Source organism: candidate division KSB1 bacterium (genome assembly GCA_024655945.1).
GTDB lineage: Bacteria > Zhuqueibacterota > Zhuqueibacteria > JANLFK01 > Oleimicrobiaceae > Oleimicrobium.
The window spans coordinates 103949-121538 of record JANLFK010000009.1; the positions used below are offsets into that span (position 1 = coordinate 103949).

Annotated in this window: 10 protein-coding genes, 1 tRNA gene and 1 pseudogene; 8 read left to right on the forward strand and 4 right to left on the reverse strand. The window is 61.9% G+C overall.

Annotated features, from left to right (window positions below; all coding sequences use genetic code 11):
* The first annotated feature begins 2 nt into the window (after positions 1-2).
* From NUW13_11645 to NUW13_11655, 3 genes are all read left to right on the forward strand, one after another.
* Complete coding sequence (locus NUW13_11645) at positions 3-422, forward strand: RidA family protein (GenBank protein MCR4439676.1); 420 nt, start codon at positions 3-5, stop codon at positions 420-422.
* 3 nt (positions 423-425) lie between these two features.
* Positions 426-2414, forward strand: a complete 1989-nt coding sequence (locus NUW13_11650; GenBank protein ID MCR4439677.1) for a SpoIIE family protein phosphatase — start codon at positions 426-428, stop codon at positions 2412-2414.
* A gap of 111 nt (positions 2415-2525) precedes the next feature.
* Complete coding sequence (locus tag NUW13_11655; protein MCR4439678.1) at positions 2526-5042, forward strand: tetratricopeptide repeat protein; 2517 nt, start codon at positions 2526-2528, stop codon at positions 5040-5042.
* Between the two features lie 42 nt (positions 5043-5084).
* Here the strand turns inward: NUW13_11655 and NUW13_11660 are convergent, their stop codons facing one another.
* The 3 genes and pseudogenes from NUW13_11660 to NUW13_11670 all read right to left on the reverse strand — a co-directional run bounded on the left by NUW13_11660 (position 5085) and on the right by NUW13_11670 (position 8795).
* Entirely contained in the window at positions 5085-6878 is a 1794-nt protein-coding gene (locus NUW13_11660; GenBank protein ID MCR4439679.1) for a HEAT repeat domain-containing protein, read from the reverse strand.
* Positions 6856-7353 carry a hypothetical protein gene (locus NUW13_11665; protein MCR4439680.1) on the reverse strand — a complete coding sequence of 166 codons (498 nt, stop codon included), beginning with the start codon at positions 7351-7353 and terminating at the stop codon, positions 6856-6858. The genes NUW13_11660 and NUW13_11665 overlap by 23 nt, the downstream gene beginning before the upstream one ends.
* A gap of 272 nt (positions 7354-7625) precedes the next feature.
* Positions 7626-8795: pseudogene (locus NUW13_11670) on the reverse strand (acetate kinase).
* Between the two features lie 287 nt (positions 8796-9082).
* Here NUW13_11670 and NUW13_11675 point away from each other — a divergent pair.
* The 4 genes from NUW13_11675 to amrA all read left to right on the forward strand — a co-directional run bounded on the left by NUW13_11675 (position 9083) and on the right by amrA (position 14873).
* Entirely contained in the window at positions 9083-11386 is a 2304-nt protein-coding gene (locus NUW13_11675) for a PAS domain-containing protein (protein ID MCR4439681.1), read from the forward strand.
* A 207-nt stretch (positions 11387-11593) separates the two neighbouring features.
* Positions 11594-12718 (forward strand): AmmeMemoRadiSam system radical SAM enzyme, encoded by a 1125-nt coding sequence (gene amrS, locus NUW13_11680; GenBank protein MCR4439682.1) that lies wholly within the window; start codon positions 11594-11596, stop codon positions 12716-12718.
* A 38-nt stretch (positions 12719-12756) separates the two neighbouring features.
* Entirely contained in the window at positions 12757-14292 is a 1536-nt protein-coding gene (gene amrB, locus NUW13_11685) for an AmmeMemoRadiSam system protein B (GenBank protein MCR4439683.1), read from the forward strand.
* Positions 14289-14873, forward strand: a complete 585-nt coding sequence (gene amrA / locus NUW13_11690) for an AmmeMemoRadiSam system protein A (protein MCR4439684.1) — start codon at positions 14289-14291, stop codon at positions 14871-14873. The genes amrB and amrA overlap by 4 nt, the downstream gene beginning before the upstream one ends.
* Here the strand turns inward: amrA and NUW13_11695 are convergent.
* Positions 14870-17137, reverse strand: coding sequence for a fused MFS/spermidine synthase (locus tag NUW13_11695; GenBank protein MCR4439685.1), 2268 nt, complete (start codon positions 17135-17137; stop codon positions 14870-14872). The genes amrA and NUW13_11695 overlap by 4 nt on opposite strands.
* Before the next feature lie 342 nt (positions 17138-17479).
* Here NUW13_11695 and NUW13_11700 point away from each other — a divergent pair.
* Positions 17480-17553 (forward strand) — tRNA-Met (locus NUW13_11700).
* Positions 17554-17590: the final 37 nt, after the last annotated feature.

Genomic DNA, 17590 nt, shown 5'->3' on the forward strand with positions numbered 1-17590 from the left:
CGCTGGTCGCCGGCTGTCGGCCCCAGGGACCTGCTCCGGCTGGCCGGCAGGTGATTGCCACCGCTCAAGCCCCCGCGGCCATCGGGCCTTACAGCCAAGGCATCAAGGTGGGGAACATGCTGTTCACTTCGGGGCAAATTGCCATCGACCCGGCCACTGGGCAACTCCTCACCGGCAGCATCGAGGAGCAGACGCGGCGGGTATTGGACAACTTGGGTGCCGTGCTCAAGGCGGCGGGGATGGATTTCGGCGACGTGGTGAGCGCCACCGTGTACATGGATGACATCGCCAACTATCCGGGCATCAACGCGGTGTACGCGGAGTACTTTCCCAAGGACCCACCGGCGCGCTGTGCCATGCAGGTAGCGCGCCTGCCCAAGGGGGCGGCAGTGGAAATTGCCCTGGTGGCCATCAAGGATTAGCGGATGAGGCGCCTGCAAAGCCTCTGGGTAAAGATCACCTTAGCGGTGGTGGTGCTGGTTGTGGCCATCATGGCTTCGGTGAGCTACTTCTTCAGCTACCGCGAACTCCGCGCGGAAAGGCGCGAGGTCGAAGAGCGCATCGAGCGCCTGGCCAAGCAGATTGCTTCGGTGCGTTTTGCCGAAGCCGAGGGGTGGTACGTCTATCAAAGCTACATCGACAATCTCATCCGCGCCGATTTTAGTCGCGACCTTGTCTACATCGCCATCTTCGATGAGCACGATTCGTTGGCTGCCCACGCTTTGAACCGTGACTGGGTGGACCTGGGCGGCCGCGCGCTCCTCACCAGGGAGGAAGAACGCGAGGTGGTGTCTCTGCTCTCGCAAGGGGCGGTGGCCAAGGAGAGTCGCGAAGACCTGGGGAGCGTGCCGGTGCAGATTCGTGACGCTACGCGTTCCTACGGCACCGTCGAGGTTGGCTTCTCCCTGGTGGAGCTGAACAATGCATTTCGCCGCAAACGTTTGACAAACTTTCTCCTCTTGGCGGTCTTCACTGCCTTGGGGGTGGTCACTTCGGCGGCCATGAGCTACCGCATCGTCACGCCGCTGCGCAGGTTGGCCGAGGCGATGCGGCGGATTGCGGCAGGCGATTTGAGCCGTGAGGTGCGGGTGCGCGCCGGCGACGAAATCGGCGAGTTGGCCCGCACCTTTAACACCATGCTCCTGGGGCTGCGCGAAAAAGATGCCATCGAGCGCCTGACGCGCGAGCTGGGCTTTACCTTCGAACTGCGGCGGGTCACACAATTGGCCACCGAAGGCATGCAGGCGAGCAGCGGCGCGCGCCGCGCGATACTCTTGGTGAGCGAAGGAGAGCTGCCCGGTCGCTTCTGCCCTGTGTGGGACTCCGTACGCGGCGAGCTCGCCGTGGGGGAGCCATGCATCGACCTCAGCCAGGCCCCGGAGCTGATGAGGCAGACGGAGCCAACGCCCTGGGCTGCTGTGGCAGGCGATGGTCGGGCCGCAGGCGCACTGCGGGCGTTGACGCGGCGCCTGCGCCCAGAACGGTGCGCGCTGCTGGTGCCGCTCTGGGCACGGGATGCACTGGTGGGCCTCATGGCCCTGGCCCCGCCCAAGGACAGGGACGACTACAGCGAGCGGGACCGGCGCTTTCTGAGAGTTCTGGCAACCCAGGCAGGCTTGGCCATCGACAACGCCTTGCTCCACCTCCGCCTCACGGAACAGCACAGGCTACAGCGCGAGCTGGAGATTGCCCGCGATGTGCAGAGAAAGTTGCTTCCCCAGACCAAGCCGCGGCTGCCCGGCTGGGAGGTGGACGGCATCTGCCTTCCGGCAACCGAGGTGGGAGGGGACTACTTCGACTACTTGGAGCTTGGCCCGACAAGACTTGGCGTCGTCATCGCCGACGTCACCGGCAAAGGAACGTCGGCCGCCTTTTACATGGCGGAACTCAAGGGCATTGTGGTCGCACTGAGTACTGCGTACGCCTCGCCCGCCCGGCTGCTCTGCGAGCTCAACCGCAAGTTGCGCAGGCGCCTTGACCCGCGGGTCTTTGCCACCGTGGTCTATGGCATCATCGAGCTTGACAGCGGAAGGCTTCGCCTGGCGCGCGCCGGCCACGACAAGGTCCTGCTCCGCCGCGCCAATGGGCAGGTGGAAGCTCTGTTGCCGCCAGGCATTGCCGTTGGCCTGGCTGATGCTTCTGTTTTCGATGCAAACATCAGGGAATGCATGGCCAAGCTTGCTCCAGGAGATGCTTTGGTCTTTTACACCGACGGCGTCACCGAGGCCATGAACGAGCAGCTGGAGCAGTTCGGGCAACAAACGCTCTCTGAACTGGTGGCACATGCCCCTCAGGGCAGCGCCGAGGGCCTGCGCAAGCTCATTCTGCGCCGGGTGCGCAGGTTTGCGGGCCGTGCCGCTCAACACGACGACATTACGCTCGTAGTTGTGGAACGTCTTCCGGCTGGAGCGTGACAGGGGCGTTGGCTGAGAGGAGGCCTGTGTAGCGTTGCGGGGCGGTGGAGCGTGGGTAGAAGGCTCCGTGTTGCCCCCCGGCGCCCGGCGGTCGAACCAAGGAGGTGCTCAGTGCGTGAACGTCGCTTTCCGCTGATGGTGGTGCTGTCCGGCATGCTTCTGCTTGCAGTCGTCTGCTCCAAGGAGCCGCAGCCGCGCAAGATAAAGCTTGCCGAGCCGACCGAATCGAGGCAACCAGGCATGCGCCGCCGCACTGAGGCCACCCTGCAATTGGCAAGCGGTGAACGCAAGACGATTCTGGTCACCTATTTTGACAACCTCACCGGTGACCGCGACCTGGACTGGCTACGTGCGGGCATAACTGACATGCTCATTGCCGACCTTTCGCAATCGCACCAGCTGACCGTGGTCAGTCATGAAGGGTTGGTCAACATCCTTCGTCGCCTTGGCAAGGAAGACTATGCCTCGGCAGACGTGCGCGTGGCCGCCCTTGTGGCGCGCGAGGCACAGGCAGAGGCGTGGCTCACCGGAAGTCTGCAGAAGCGGGGCGACTCGCTGCGCATCGAAGCCAAGCTCTATGACGCCCAGCGCGGCGAGCTGCTGAAGAGCGACTCCGTCTCCGGCGCCGGCCTGGAACGCGTCTTCACCATGGTGGATGAGCTGACGCGCAAAGTGAAGGAGGGCCTGCAGCTCTCTCTGCGCGAGGCGCGCGAGCGCGCGCTGACTGTGTCGGACGTCACCACCAGCTCGGTGCTTGCTTATCGCCACTACATCGCGGGCTTTGAACAGCAGAACAAGTTTTACTTCCAGGAGGCAATGGCTGAGTTCCAGAGAGCCATCGAGCTGGATTCGGCCTTTGCTTCGGCCTACTTGCAATTGGCCTATTGCTACGGGGAATTGGGCCAGCAGCAGGCAGCACTGCAGGCCTTGGCCACAGGGGTGCGGCACGCAGATCGCGCCTCGGAGAAAGAGCGGGTGCGCCTGCTGGCGCTCTATCACATGCTGAACGGCAACGTCGGCGAGGCCTTCCAGCTCCTGAAACGGGAGATCCCCGAGGTTCCCTATGACAAGATGCTGCACTTCCGACTTGGCTCCTGGAGCTATGGAATAGGCTGGTACGAGCGGGCCATCGAGGAGCTGGAAAAAACGGTTGAGATCGACCCAAAGTTTAAGTTGGCCTACAACACTCTGGCCTACGCCTATGCTCGTCTGGGAAGGTATGAACAAGCCGCCGCTGCCATGAAGCGCTACGCAGAGCTGGCACCCGAGGAGCCCAATCCTTTCGACAGCATGGGGGAGATCTACCTGATGATGGGCGAGAACAAGAAGGCTCTGCACTTGTTCCGCAAAGCGCTCAAGATCAATCCCAGGTTCTATCACAGTGCCCGGCACGCCGCGATTGCCCACTTTGAACTGGGGCACTATGAGCAGGCCCTACAGTTCCTCGAAGAATTCAAGTCGGTGGCACCAACTGCCGAGTTGCAAGCGGATGCGCACCTTCTTAGTGCGGCGATCTGCGGGCTGCAGGGAAGACGGGAGCAGGCCTTGGCGCACCTCGACTCGCTGCGACGACTGGACCCGCTGTCGTTTGCCCGCCCTTACGTGGCACGCACGCAGCAGATGGACGCTGCCACCGTCAGGCGATACGAAGATGAGTGGTTCGCAGGCGTGAGGGAGCACATTGACCAGGTCATGACAAATCCCAATCTGCTTCTGTCGAGCGTGGTCATGGCGCTTCGCTTCGACGTGCACGGGCGAGAACTCGGGGAGCTCGTGGCGCAGCGCATGACCGGCGGCGGAGGGGCTGGCCTGTCAATTGCCCTGGCCGCTGTCCAGCCGATGATGATTTACCTTGGATACGTGCGAGAAATGGCAAAAACAAGTGGCGAGTTTGACCCAAAGATGCTCACCTATGTGCCCGACCTTGGGGCCCTGTACTGGCTGGCGTACGAAAAGGCACTGCGCAACTCTCCCGCTTCAGACGACGACCTGCTTGCCTGGACGCACGGCTACGCCGATTTTGCCTTGCGCAGTGGCAATCGCTCCTACGAGATAGGGGCGAAGCTTTGCGCTGCAGTGGTCCATCGGCGAAGAGGCGAGCACGAACAGGCGGATGCGATTCTGCGGGAGTGTGGTTTCCCGGGGGAGGCTCACTGGCTGGTGCTCGGCCCCTTCGAAGGGACGGATGGGTTCAATCGCCGTTTCATCGACGAGAAGTCGACCAGTTTTGCTCCGACCGTCCGCTACGGAAAAGGGACGCTGTCATGGCGAGTGGCGGAGGATGACCTTCCCGACGGCTTTGTGGATCTGTGGGCCATGCTGAAGAAGCCTGCGCAGGGGGTGGCCTACGCGCGCGTGGAGTTCAGCGTTCCCACTGCCAGACAGACCACCCTTCGCTTCGGCTATCGCGCAGGCCTCAAGGTCTGGCTCAACGGAAGGCTGGTTTGGTACCAAAACGGCTCCGACCGGACAAGTATCGACGGGTGGACTCTCCCCGTCCGTTTGCAGACGGGGCGTAATGTCGTTCTGCTCAAGAGCACCCAGCGCATCGGCGAATGGGGCTTCTACTTCCGCATCACCGATGAGGCTGGGAGAGGCTTCAGCGACCTCCAGTACCTCACCCCGTAACGGGCTCCACGCCGCGAGAGAAGGGAAACCGGCCGGCGGCCTTTAAGACTGAACCTGCGCAGCGTTGAGCTTTTGTAGCGCCTCCTGCGCAATGGCTTTGGCGCGGGGGTGCTCGTCTTGGCGGGCGACGGCGTGCTGCAACGCCGGGATAGCCTGCGGGTCGCCGATTTCGCCGAGGGCGCGTGCTGCGCGCAGCCTCACCACCCAATCGTCGCTGTCGAGCGCTTCAATGAGCGCGGGCACTGCCTTGGTGCCAAAGTTGCGCAGGGCGTCCTCTGCGCTCTGCCGCACCGTCCAGTTCTGGTGGCGCAGGGCAGCCAGCAACGGTTGAATGGCGCGCTCTTCGCGGATATTCCCCAGAAGCCTGGCAGCCTGGGTGCAGACTTGCCAGTCGGGGTCGGATAGGGCACTCAAGGCCACATCCACCGCGGCAGTCGAGGAGATGCCAGTCCAGCGGATGGTGCGCAAGGCCTCGGTGCGGATGTACGGGTCTGGATCGCTGAGCGCCGTCTGGCCAAGGGTGGCGATGACCTCCTCGCTGGCAAACTTGCCCAGGGCACGCACCGCCTCCAGGCGCACGTTGGTCGAGTCGTCCCGCAGAGACCTTTCCACGACCGGCAGCAGCGAACGATCTCCCACTTCCCCCAAGAGGGCCAGCGCTCCGCAACGGCCCCATGCAGCACAGCCGATCTTGACCAGGGCTTCTTGTGCCGCCTCTGCCACCTCTTGGTTTTCGCCTGCCACCAACCTCTTCAGGAGCGGTACCGCGCGGTGCTCTTCCAAACTGCCCAAGGCGTTTATGGCGCGGACCTGCACTGTAGGGTTGTCGGCGTCGGCGACACTGGCCAGTAGGTCACTGATGTCGCTCTCGTTGACAGCCAGCATTTTCAGAAGATGCGGCACAATGGCGGTGCCGTACGGCTTGAGGGCAGCGATGGCTGCGCCACGCACGGTGAAGTAGCTGCTGCTCAGGTGTTTGACCAGATGGGGCACGGCCGCCTGATCGCGGATCTCGCCCAGCGTCAGGATGAGGGTGCGCAGCGGCGTCTTGTTCCGCTCGTGTTCGAGGGCGCGCAGCAGCGCATGGGTGGCAAGGCGCCCAAAGCGCACCAACGCCTGGCTGGCAGCTTGATGGACCTTCTCGCTGGTGTCGCTCAGGGCGGCCACCAGAGGCTCGATTGCCTCGGGATTGCGCATTTCGCCCAACACGCGCGCGGCGTTGCGGCGCACCAGCTCGCTGGGGCTGCGCATGCTCTCGATCACCATGTCGATGCTGCGCTCGCCCATCTGCACGAGGCCAGAAATTGCCAGGCTCACCACAGGCTCTTCCTTGAGGGCTAACATGCGCAGGAGAATGCGCGCGAGGTTTTCGTCGGTGGAGGCAACAATGTCGGTCACCTTCTGCTGCAAGCCGATGAGCGCCTCGTTGCGCACCAGCCACTCCTCGTCGTCTGCCGCGGCAATGAGAGTCTCAATGACCCGATGGTCGCCCAATGTTCTGAGCACAGAGATCGCCGACCAGCGCACGCGCATATCCAAGGAATTGACGATGCGGGGCTTGCTGAGCTCTTCGATGGCCTCGCTGGCGCCAAGCCGCCCCAAGGAGATGACCGCCGCCTGCTGGATCTCGGGCAAGGGGTCGCGCAGCAAGCCGATCAAAGTCTTGACCAGCGTTGGCTGTTGCACCGAGGGTTCACGGCAATAGCCAAGGGCGATGATTGCCAAGCGGCGGTCGCGCCAGTCCGCGCCGGCGACCGCTTGCTGCAGCAATTCCTCCAGCGAGGAGCCGCTCATCGCCTCCCTCACCTCCTGGCTACTTTCGCTCGATGACACCATGGCAGGTATCCTCAACGTCAAAGGCAGTCACGCTGTAGCTGCAGTCGATATTGGCCAAATACTTCACGGCGGCGCGGAAGGCACCGATGCGAGCACAGGTGAGGTCGCGCAGCGTTGCCCCGCTGCTCAACAGCTCCTTACAGCTCTGCACGTAAGGGCAGAGGTGGACGGTCACCTCGACCCGGTTAGGATTCGCCTCGCGCAGTTCGAATTGGCTGGCGTCGCGGAAGAGCTTGGCGCGCACGCCGATCTGAATGTAGTTGTCCAGCGCCGCCTTGATAGAGTCGCTCTTGCGCACCGCGAAACCATAGTCATTTTCTAAGGTGGAGAGGTAGTTGTCCACGGCGTGCTCGTAGGCACGCTCGCAGAAGGTGCGCGGCCTGGTGCCGTGGAAATCGCGCGCCGTCTCCTCCAAAGCGGTGAGCCAGCTCAGTGCCACCACCCATCCGGCCTTCTCATTGTCCAATTCCCGCATCACTTGCTCCTCGAAGCTAACGCTTCCAGTTTTTGCTCCGACACGCGGTCCAGTCCCAGGCGCTGCAGTTCATGTTTGACCACGTGCATGCTAATGTTCTTGCCGATCCTCTTATTCAACTTTGCCGTGAGCTCATAAAGCGGCATGCGTGGGTTCTCAGACCAGAGGAGCACTAACTCCGCCCGGTCATCGGGGGTGAAGGTGGCTAATTCGCGCGCCAACACTTCTTCCGCCAGCGGCTTTTCGATCTCTGCGGCCAGCGATTCCAGGATGCGCTTGGTGTCACGGGCGATGGCTAACTCTTCGTTGGTCTTGATGACCAGCACCTTGACCTTCCCTTTGCTAATATCGACCGCGTTCTGGGCGTTCTTCTCCTCATCGATCTCAATGCCTAATGCCTTCAGGTTGGCAAGGGAGGTGCGGCGCACAAAAGAGGAGTTTTCGCCGATGCCGCCGGTGAACACGATGGCGTCAACACCCCCCAATACCGCGATGTAGGCGCCCACGTACTTGCGGATCCGGTAGCAGAAGATCTCCAACGCTAACTTGTGACGCTCGCTGCCGCGCTGTGCCTCGGCCTCTATCTCGCGCATGTCGTTGGTGGTCTCCGTGAGGCCGAGCATGCCGCTGCTCTTGTTCATCAGGTTGTCGATTTGCCGAGTATCCAGCTTCTCGCGCTCCATGATGTAGGAGACAAGGGCTGGATCGATGTCGCCACAGCGGGTGCCCATCACCAGGCCTTCCAGCGGGGTGAACCCCATGCTCGTGTCCACCGACTTGCCATGGAGGATGGCGGTGATGCTGCTGCCGTTGCCGAGGTGGCAGGTGATGATTTTCAGCTTCTCCAGAGGCTTGCCCAGCACCTGTGCAGCCTGTTGTGCCACATACATGTGGGAGGTGCCGTGGAACCCGTAGCGCCGAATGCCGAGCTTCTTGTAAAGAGCATAGGGGAGGCCGTACATGTAGGCCACCTGGGGGATGGTGTGGTGGAAGGCTGTGTCGAAGACGCCCACTTGTGGTATCCCCTTGAGGAGCTGTTCACACGCTTCCACACCCTTGAGGTTGTGGGGATTGTGCAGAGGTGCAAACTGGATGCAGCGGCGTACCCCGGCCTTTACCTCCTCGGTGATCAATACCGAGCCGGTGAACTCCTCCCCACCGTGCACCAGGCGGTGGCCAATGCCGGCGATCTCCGACTTGTCTTTGATCACGCCGTGCTGGGGATGCATGAGCGTCGCCAGCACCATGCCGATAGCCGCGTCGTGGGTGAGGATTTCGCGCGTTTCCACAATCTTGTGGCGGCCCTTTGGCTGATAGGTGATGCTCGCTTCGCTGGAGCCGATGCGCTCCACGATCCCTTTGGCCAACACGTCCTCGTCAACCATATTGAACAGCCGAAATTTCACGGACGAGCTTCCGCTATTCAAAACCAGCACCTTCATCGACGTTCTCCTCGCCTCAGCAGACTATTTGCTTACCACCCGTTGGTCATAGGATTCACATTCACTACTATGAAAGTTATACAGATACGCGAAACAAACAAGGGAAAAAAATGAAGTGCATTCAGTACCGGCCGGGGTGTCCGCAAAAGGGGGGATGTGCGGTAGCTAAAGCGTGTCCGTTGTGCGCCCAGAGCGGCAGATTTATTCGCTTGACTTTTAAATATTTTTTTATTAATTAAGACCAGAAAGCTACTCGTGGTCAGTGCGGACGACGCGGTTGAGGAGCCATGGCACGTATCCAGATTCTTCTCGCCGACAGGGATCAGTCCTATCTTGAGGATGCCCAGCGCGTTCTGCGGCTGTACGACGAGAACTATGTGCTGCAAGGCGTGACCTCTGCGGCGGAACTCATCGACAAGATCACTGCGGACGGCGTAGACCTGCTGCTGCTGGACTCCCATTTGGGGGATGGCGACTACCTTTCGGTGCTCGACCAGGTGGTGGGCGCCCGCCCTGACTTGCCCGTGGTGGTCCTTGTGGACGAGGGGCGCGATGACTTGGCTATAGCCGCTCTTCGGCGCGGTGCGTACGACTATGTGATGAAGACCAAGGGGTATCTGACCACCCTGCCTTTCACCGTGCGCAAGGCGGTGGGGCACAGAGCCTTGCGGAGGAAGGTGAAGCCAGTAGTGGAAAAGCCACCGGCAGCGCCCGAGCGTCCGGTGCACGCGCCCAAGGAGCCGCTCTTTGCGCCGCGCCGGCCGGCTCCGGAGCCTGCTGTGGCCAGTGCCACGGCTGCGGCAGGTACTCCGCTTCGTGAGGAGCCTCTGTTCGCAGGCGCGCCGGAGGAACCTCGGCCGCATACGCCACCCTGGGAGGCTCCGCGGTCACCGGCCTTCTCGTTTGCGGCGCCGGCAGAGGAGCTTTTCGCCAAGGAGCCAGAGCCGGCCGCGAAGGCAGAACCGCACAGGCCGACACCAGCACCCGAGCCGTCGCCGGCGGCTGCCCAGCCGGAGAGTCGGCCTGCCCACGAGGCAGGCGAACAGCCGACTGCTTCGTGCGTAGTCGATCAGAAATTGCGCATTCTTTCCGCCAACAAGACAATGGAAAGCCTGACCGACTACAGCGACGAAGAGCTCCTGGAACTCACGCTCGCCGACCTCTTCGCCGAGGGCGACCAAGACCACGTCTACCGTTGGTTTGAGGCTCTGGCCAGTGGCCAGCAAGCACCGCTCTCCTGCACCCTGATAGGCAAGAAAGGCAAGCGCGTCCAGGTGGAGCTTGCTGCCACGCCGTTCCGCGAGGGCGACGGCGAGATTGCCGGGTACAGAGTGCGTATTCGCGAAGTGGTGCGCCCCGCACCCAAGGTAGAGGTGGCTCATGCAGTCGACCAGCTGAAGATGGTCGACGAGCTGGCTGCGCTCATCTCTGCCTGCTACGGCCGACCCTTAGCAGTGCTCCTGGACCTCTTGGCCAAGGTGGTCTGCCAGGTGTTCCACTTCAAGCGGTGCACCGTGGCCTTGCTGGATCGGCGGCGCAAGGTGTTCGTCAAGCAGGCGATGGTTGGCTACCGCAGCACCGGCGACCAGCCGAGGACGCTGGAAGTGCCCGCCGAGGTCATAGACCGCGTCTTTGCCCGCAAGTACCGCGTGAAGGTGCTCTACTACAACCGGGAATTGCGCGATGCCCGCACCGCAGTGGGTGCTCTCACCGGAGACCGCCGCACTCAAGACCGGCGGCCGGTGGGCGAGTGGCACCGCCGCGATCTGGTCCTCATCAACCTCTTGGACGCAGAGGGGCGTACCTTCGGCTACATCTCCTTGGACGACCCGTTGGAGGGATTTGTCCCCAACAGGGACACCTTCCACAACCTGGAAATCTTTGGCAGGTTAGCGGCCCTGATCATCGAGAACTACTGGCACTTCTCCACCCTGGAGCGGCGCACGCGACGCCTCAAGCAGATTCTGGCAACCAGCAACATCTTCAAGCTCTACCTCAGCCTCTCTGAGCTGCTCAAAGAGGTGGTCTGGTCCATCAAGTTCTCGCTGGACTTCAACCTGGTGGTGCTGGCGCTGGTCAGCAAGCGAACGCAGTTGCTGGAAGTCAAGGCCATCGCCTGCGAGGACAAGATCAAACAGCTGCAGATCGGGGAGCTGGCCTTCGAGCTGGAAGAGATTGCTGGGCTGCTGCAAGACCGCTATCGACGCAATCGCTCCTACTTTGTGGACCGCGAAGAGCCGGCCCTGGCGCCCCTCAAGGCCATCTATCGGCCTGCGGTGAGCAATGGCGATGCAGGCATGTGGCCGACCTGGGGCCTGGTCTTAGTACCACTGGTGTCGCGCTCTGACAAGATTATCGGCTTCTTGGTGGTCGACGACCCGGTCGATGGGCGCGTGCCCAGCATGGAGACCATTCGCACCTTAGAGATGCTCGCCAACCAGGTAGCCATCGCCATCGACAACCGAGTCATGTATGTCGAACTGAAGCGACAGCTCCTGGAAACCACCGGCGAGGTCAAAGAAGAAAGAGCTGCGGCAGCCGAAACAGAGGCGGGGGGATTGCGCAAGCTGATGGACCGTCTCTTTCACTGACCGGCACCAGTAGCTACCTGGACATTGGAACCGTGGTTGGCGTCCGCCAGTAGAAGGGGTGCCGGTCACGGTTTTCTGTCCCTGGCCTGGAGCTGGCGACCGAGTCGGGTCGGAACGACTCATGTCCCAGCACTGCCAGCGTGAGTCAAGAAGTCGATGCAACAGGCGGGGCAGTTGCGCAGCGCCAACTCCCCGCACGAGGTGGTCATGATGAACCAAGCTATGAATCGGCGGTCGTTCTGCAAGCAGTGTGCTATGACGATGGCGGCGCCGTTTGTCGTACCCCTGCTTGGCAAAGCGGCCGACTATCGCTTGCCTGCCAGGAGCGTTGAGGCTCGCTACTACGAACGGCTTCCCAACAAGAAGGTGCGTTGCAACCTCTGCCCACGGCGATGCGTGGTGGAGCCTGCCAAGCGCGGTTTTTGCGAGGTGCGCGAAAACCGCGGAGGCACTTACTACACCCTGGTCCACTCGCGCCCCTGTACCGCAAACGTCGATCCCATAGAGAAGAAGCCTTTCTTCCACTTTCTGCCGGGAACGAGTGCCTTCTCCTTAGCGACAGTCGGCTGCAACGTGGATTGCATGTTCTGCCAGAACTGGCAGATCTCGCAGATCCGGCCGGAGGAGGCACCCAGCTACGACATGCCGCCCGAGGAGGTGGTGCGCCTGGCCCAGCGGTACGACTGTGCCAGTATCGCCTACACCTACACCGAGCCCATTGTCTTCTCCGAGTATGTGTTCGACTGCGCTGCCATCGGCAGGGAGAAGGAGGTACGGAGCGTCATGGTGAGCAACGGCTTTATCAATCAGGAGCCGCTGCTGGACCTGTGCAAGGTGTTGGACGCGGTGAAGATCGACCTCAAGGCCTTTCGCCAGGAGTTCTATACCGAGATTGTGCAGGGACTGCTCCGACCGGTCATGGACACGCTGCTCACCCTCAAGAAACAGGGAATGTGGACGGAGATTGTCTACCTGGTCATCCCCACCAAGAACGACGACGAAGGCGAGATCCGGGAGATGTGCCAGTGGGTGGCAAGCGATTTGGGCAAAGATACGCCCGTGCACTTTACGCGCTTCCATCCTGAATACAGGTTGAGAAACCTGCCTCCGACGCCGGTGAGCACCCTGCGTAAGGCCAGGGAGATAGGCCTCAAGCAGGGGTTGCACTATGTCTACGTGGGCAACGTTCCTGGCGAGGAGGGCGAGAACACCTTCTGCCCGCATTGTGGCAAGGTGGTGATCCGACGAGTGGGCTACACCATTCGCGAAAACAATCTCAAAGGCGACCGGTGCGGTAGCTGCGGCGGCCAGATTGCCGGCGTGTGGAGGTGAGCACGATGTCAGAGCGAGGGAAAGTCAGGAAAATGCGGATGAAGAAGGGCTCCCCTAGGCTGAGCAGGCAGACGTGGCGGGCTCTTTGTGTCTTCATCGTTGTCGGCGTGTGGGCGCTCTTGCTTCAGAGTGACGTCGCCGCCCAAGTGCGGCCGCCGGCAGTGGCAGGCGCGTGGTACTCGGATGACCCGACCACCCTGCGCGCGACCATCCAGAAATGGCTCGACCAGGCGCAGGACGCCGGCGTGGAAGGAGAAATCTACGGCCTGCTGGCGCCGCACGCCGGCTACGAGTACTCCGGCGCCACTGCCGCCGTCTCCTACCGCCAGGTGCGCGGCCGCCAGTACGATGCGGTGGTCATCATCGGCCCCAGCCATCGCGAGTACTTTGCCGGGGTGTCTGTCTTCAACGGGGAGGGCTACCGCACCCCGCTTGGCGTGGCTGCCGTCGACAAGGAACTGGCCGCAGCCATTGCCGAGGCGGACCCCCTGATTTCGCTCGGCGAGGCAGGGCACCGTGGGGCTGAACACTCCATCGAGGCGCAGGTGCCCTTCCTGCAGGTGGCCTTGCCCGGTACCAAGATCGTGCCGATCGCCATGCTCGACGATTCGTGGGACACCTGCCGACGCGTAGGTGCCGCCATCGCCGGGGCAGCTGCCGGTCGCAAGGTGCTCATCGTTGCCAGCTCGGACCTCTACCACGGCGAGTCGTACGCAGCCTGCAACGCCAGCGATGCGCAGACCTTGGCACAGGTGGAAGGCATAGATCCCCAGGCCTTCTGCAAAGGGGCGCGCGCCGGGAAATATGCGGCCTGTGGCGCCGGCCCCATTGCGGCCATGCAATGCGCCGCCCAGCTTCTTGGAGCCACGCAGGCCAAAGTCCTGGCGCACACCACTAGCGGCGACGTCACGGGACAAAAGACCGGCTACGTGGTGGGCTATGGGGCCGCAGTGGTTTTCGGACCGCCAAGGCAGCAGAAAAAGGCTGAAGCTAAGGCGACAATGCCAGGTCGAGTGGAGTTCTCCCCGCTGAGCGCGGAGGTGCAACAGGAACTGCTGCGCATGGCCCGCCAGAGTATCGCCCACTACTTGGAACATGGCACGATTCCGGAATTCACGCCTCCCCACGAGGTGATGAAGGAGCGGCGGGGCGTGTTCGTGACCATCACCAAGAGAGGCGAACTGCGCGGATGCATCGGCCACCACGAGAGCGACGTGCCGCTGTACAAGCTCGTGCCGCAGATGGCCGTTGCCTCGGCGTTCCAGGACCCGCGCTTTCCCCCGCTGCGCAAGGACGAGCTGGGCGTGATCAGAATCAAAGTGTCCGTCTACTTGACGAACGTCTATCGGATCGACAATCTCGACCAGTTTGTGATGGGCAAGCACGGCATCATCATGTACAAGGACGGTCGCGGCGCCACATTCCTGCCAGAGGTTCCACTCGAGGCTGGGTGGAAGACTAAGGAAGAGGAACTGCGAAGTCTTTGCCAAAAAGCCGGATTGCCGCCTGATGCCTGGAAGCAAGGAGCCGTCTTCTATCTCTATGAGACCCAGGTCTTCGAGGAGGGCAAATGAGTCGCGGCAAAGAAGACCGGCCTGGGGAGCTCACCGAGCAGGAGAAGCAACAGCTCCTGCATATCGCCCGCGCTGCCATTGCCAGCCGGCTCAAGGGTGAGCCGCTCCCAGACTTTGCCCCAGTCTCTGAACGATTGCGGCAGAAGCAAGGAGCCTTCGTGACCCTGCACAAGCGCAGGGCCTTGCGGGGGTGCATTGGCTACATCGAGCCGGTGAGCCCGCTCTACCTTGCGGTGGCGGAGATGGCCCAGGCAGCAGCCTTTGAAGACCCGCGCTTTGCCCCGCTCAGCGAGGAGGAGCTCTCAGAGGTGGATATTGAGATTTCTGTGCTTTCGCCCACGCGCGAGATTAGCGACCTGGAGGAGATCAAGGTGGGGGAGCACGGCCTGATCGTCCAACAGGGAATTCGCAAGGGTCTGCTGCTCCCTCAAGTGGCTACCGAATGTAACTGGGACCGGACGACGTTCTTGCGTCACACCTGCTTGAAGGCCGGCCTGCCCGCCGATGCCTACAAGCAGAAGGGCACGTCCATCAAAGTGTTCTCAGCACAGGTATTTGGGGAAAAGGAGAGGGAGGACTAACGCCGATTCAAGCACAGGGCGGCGGCGACGAGCGCACTAAGGTTGAGGAAAGCTAAGCCGACCGTGGTGAGTGGCAGGCCGAGCACCGGAATGGCGATCGCCGCCGCCAGTAGGGCGCCCACACTTGCACCCAGCAGGTCGAGGGCGTAGATGGTGCCCGCGGTGTGCTCCACGCGCGTTCCGGCTTTGGCAAAAAGGTCATTGGCCAGAGGGAACTGGTAGCCGTCCAATGCCCCTGTTGCGAGGAGCAGCAGTGGAAGCACGAACTGCGTCAAAGATCCGTGCGTAGTAGAAGCCTTCGGCAGGCCATACATCACCCCGAGAGTCGCTAAGGGAAGCAACACCAAGGTCGCTACGACTGCCTTGAACCTGGCTGCGACGCCCGAGCCGCGTTGCACCGCGCGGGTGCCCAACATCCCACCAATGGCCAAGCCCGCCATAAACGCCGTCACCAAGAGCGACACTCGGTAGTAGACGTAGCCGTAGATTGCCTGAAACGCCACCATACAAGCTACTTCCAACGCAATCCCCGAGAAGCCGGCGCAGAGCACTGCCCACCCCACAGCCCAGCGCTGCACTCTTGCCAGCGACCAACGCATGCGTGCTGCCACGGCGAAGAAGAGGGCCACAATGGCCGCCGGCAGCCATATCGCCCAGGAGCCTGCGTGGGCGATGGCATCGAACAGACGCGCCGTCACCGGGCTGACCTGCCTGCTCCACAGAATCAGGTCGAAATAATAGGCGACCGGGGCAAAGTCGGTGTTGAGGCGCTCATTTCTGTGTCCCTCCAACACCTGGTTGAGATAGCTCACGCGCGCTGTGGCTAACCGGAAGGGCAAATAGTACTCGCGGACGAATTGCGTCGCTATGCCCCGCTCGCGCAGGCGCTGGAGGAGAAGTGTGGCGTCGGTGGTCAGTTTGGTAGGCGGGGTGCTGGCAAAGAAGTGCGCCGTCGCGCCAGGAAAGAGCACCACCTCTGGGAACACAGAAGCGAGGGTGTTGCGCAGACAGGAGAGAAAGCGTGCCAACTCCTCGCCGATGACGTTTTCGGAGGAGCTGACGGCAAAGGAGAGCACGCCGCCTGGATTGAGAACGTCCCGCACGCGCATGAAAAACTCACGGGTGAAGAAGCGGTTCACCATGGTGGTGCGCGGTTCGGGCAAGCCGATGATGACCACGTCGTAGCGACTAGTGGCCTTCTGCACGTAGAGCCTGCCGTCGACGTGGTGCACGCCGACGCGGAGGTCGTCCAGCACCCCGACTGCCTCGGCTGGGAGGTACTCTCGCGCCAAAGTGATGAGGCGCGGGTCAAGCTCCACATAGTCGATGTGGCTCACCGAAGGTGTCTTGAGCACCTCCTGCAGGCCACCTCCGAGACCGCCGCCCAGCAGGAGGACCCTTTCTGGCCGTGGGTGCTGCAGAAGCGCAAGCTGCACCAGATTCTCGGCCGCTTCGGGGTCCGGGTAGGTGAAAGAGATGAGCCCATTTTCAAAGAAGCTCACGCTCTCGTCGGCCGTGACGACAGCGACATTGGCGTAGGGCGTGTTCTCGCTGTGCAGCAAGCGGTAGTCGTGCCAAAAAAGGGAATTGCCCAAGCGGTGGAGCGGCGTGGCGGTGGCGGCCAAGGCGACAATTCCGCCAACAACGACGATACCCACGGGCAGGCGCACCTTCCTTTTCGGCCAAAAGCAAAGGAGCCACGCACTGACCAGATTAAGGCTCCCCAACAATGCAGCTATCTCCAGGGCGTGCAAGTACCGAATGAGGAGAAAGCTGGCCGCTATGCCCCCGACAGTGGCGCCAATCGACTCGAGCACGTACACACGACCTATGGCGACGGAATCGCCGAGGCCATGCGCAGCGAATGCCTTGCAGCCCAAGGTGTACAAGAAACCGAGGACGAAACATACCGGGCCGATGACCGCAGGAGGGGTCAACAGCATCGGCAGCAAGCCCACCACCTGGCCCTGGCTCTTTCCCCAGGCCATCATGCTCGCCCGCGCGCCAAGGATGGTGGCGGGCAGCACAAGGGCTGCAATCGTCTGCAATAGGGCAAAGGCGGAACTTGCCCTGGTCAAACGGCGCCCTACCCGTCCTGCTAAGGCGCTGCCTGCTGCAGTGCACAGCAGCCAACTGGTCAGGAGCAGACCAAGCAGCAATTCGTTGCCGTAGAACACCACTACCAGCTCGCGCATGGCCACCACCTGCGCGACGGTAGCCGTGGCCCCCATGACCAACACCGCAAAGCCAAGCCGAAATCTCATCGCCGATCTCTCGAGTCAATTCTTTTGGCTCGCGTAAAAATAGGCAATAGTGGAGCCAATTGCAAGGGGAAAACCGTCGTGAGCTCGCAATGCCAAGCACGGGTGGTTCTCGCTTCCGCTGGTGGCTACAAGCCGAGCGTGGGACATGCGCCTTCAAGCCCAGTACCTCCGCGTCGGAGGTTGTGTGCGTTGCCTGCCACTGCACACGTCCTCTGCGGTGGTACTGGTTTTGAGGCCGCAATGGGTGCCAACCGAACGGACCCGTCAGGGCGCCAAGAGCGTGTTTTCGCCGCAAAAACGACTTGATTTTCGGGCAAAATGTTGTAAATTTACTGATGCGTTGGCGGTGTAGCTCAGCTGGCTAGAGCAGCGGAATCATAATCCGCGGGTCCGGGGTTCGAATCCCTGCACCGCTACTGATGGGAACGAGACCCGAAAAAGACAAACGGTTTT

What these genes read in the sequence shown, in the direction of transcription:
- NUW13_11650 (MCR4439677.1), top strand. Translation starts at nt 426, where the DNA reads ATGAGGCGCCTGCAAAGCCTCTGGGTAAAGATCACCTTAGCGGTGGTG.
- NUW13_11660 (MCR4439679.1), bottom strand. Translation starts at nt 6,878, where the DNA reads ATGGTGTCATCGAGCGAAAGTAGCCAGGAGGTGAGGGAGGCGATGAGC.
- NUW13_11665 (MCR4439680.1), bottom strand. Translation starts at nt 7,353, where the DNA reads ATGCGGGAATTGGACAATGAGAAGGCCGGATGGGTGGTGGCACTGAGC.
- NUW13_11675 (MCR4439681.1), top strand. Translation starts at nt 9,083, where the DNA reads ATGGCACGTATCCAGATTCTTCTCGCCGACAGGGATCAGTCCTATCTT.
- amrS (MCR4439682.1), top strand. Translation starts at nt 11,594, where the DNA reads ATGATGAACCAAGCTATGAATCGGCGGTCGTTCTGCAAGCAGTGTGCT.
- amrB (MCR4439683.1), top strand. Translation starts at nt 12,757, where the DNA reads ATGAAGAAGGGCTCCCCTAGGCTGAGCAGGCAGACGTGGCGGGCTCTT.
- amrA (MCR4439684.1), top strand. Translation starts at nt 14,289, where the DNA reads ATGAGTCGCGGCAAAGAAGACCGGCCTGGGGAGCTCACCGAGCAGGAG.
- NUW13_11695 (MCR4439685.1), bottom strand. Translation starts at nt 17,137, where the DNA reads ATGAGATTTCGGCTTGGCTTTGCGGTGTTGGTCATGGGGGCCACGGCT.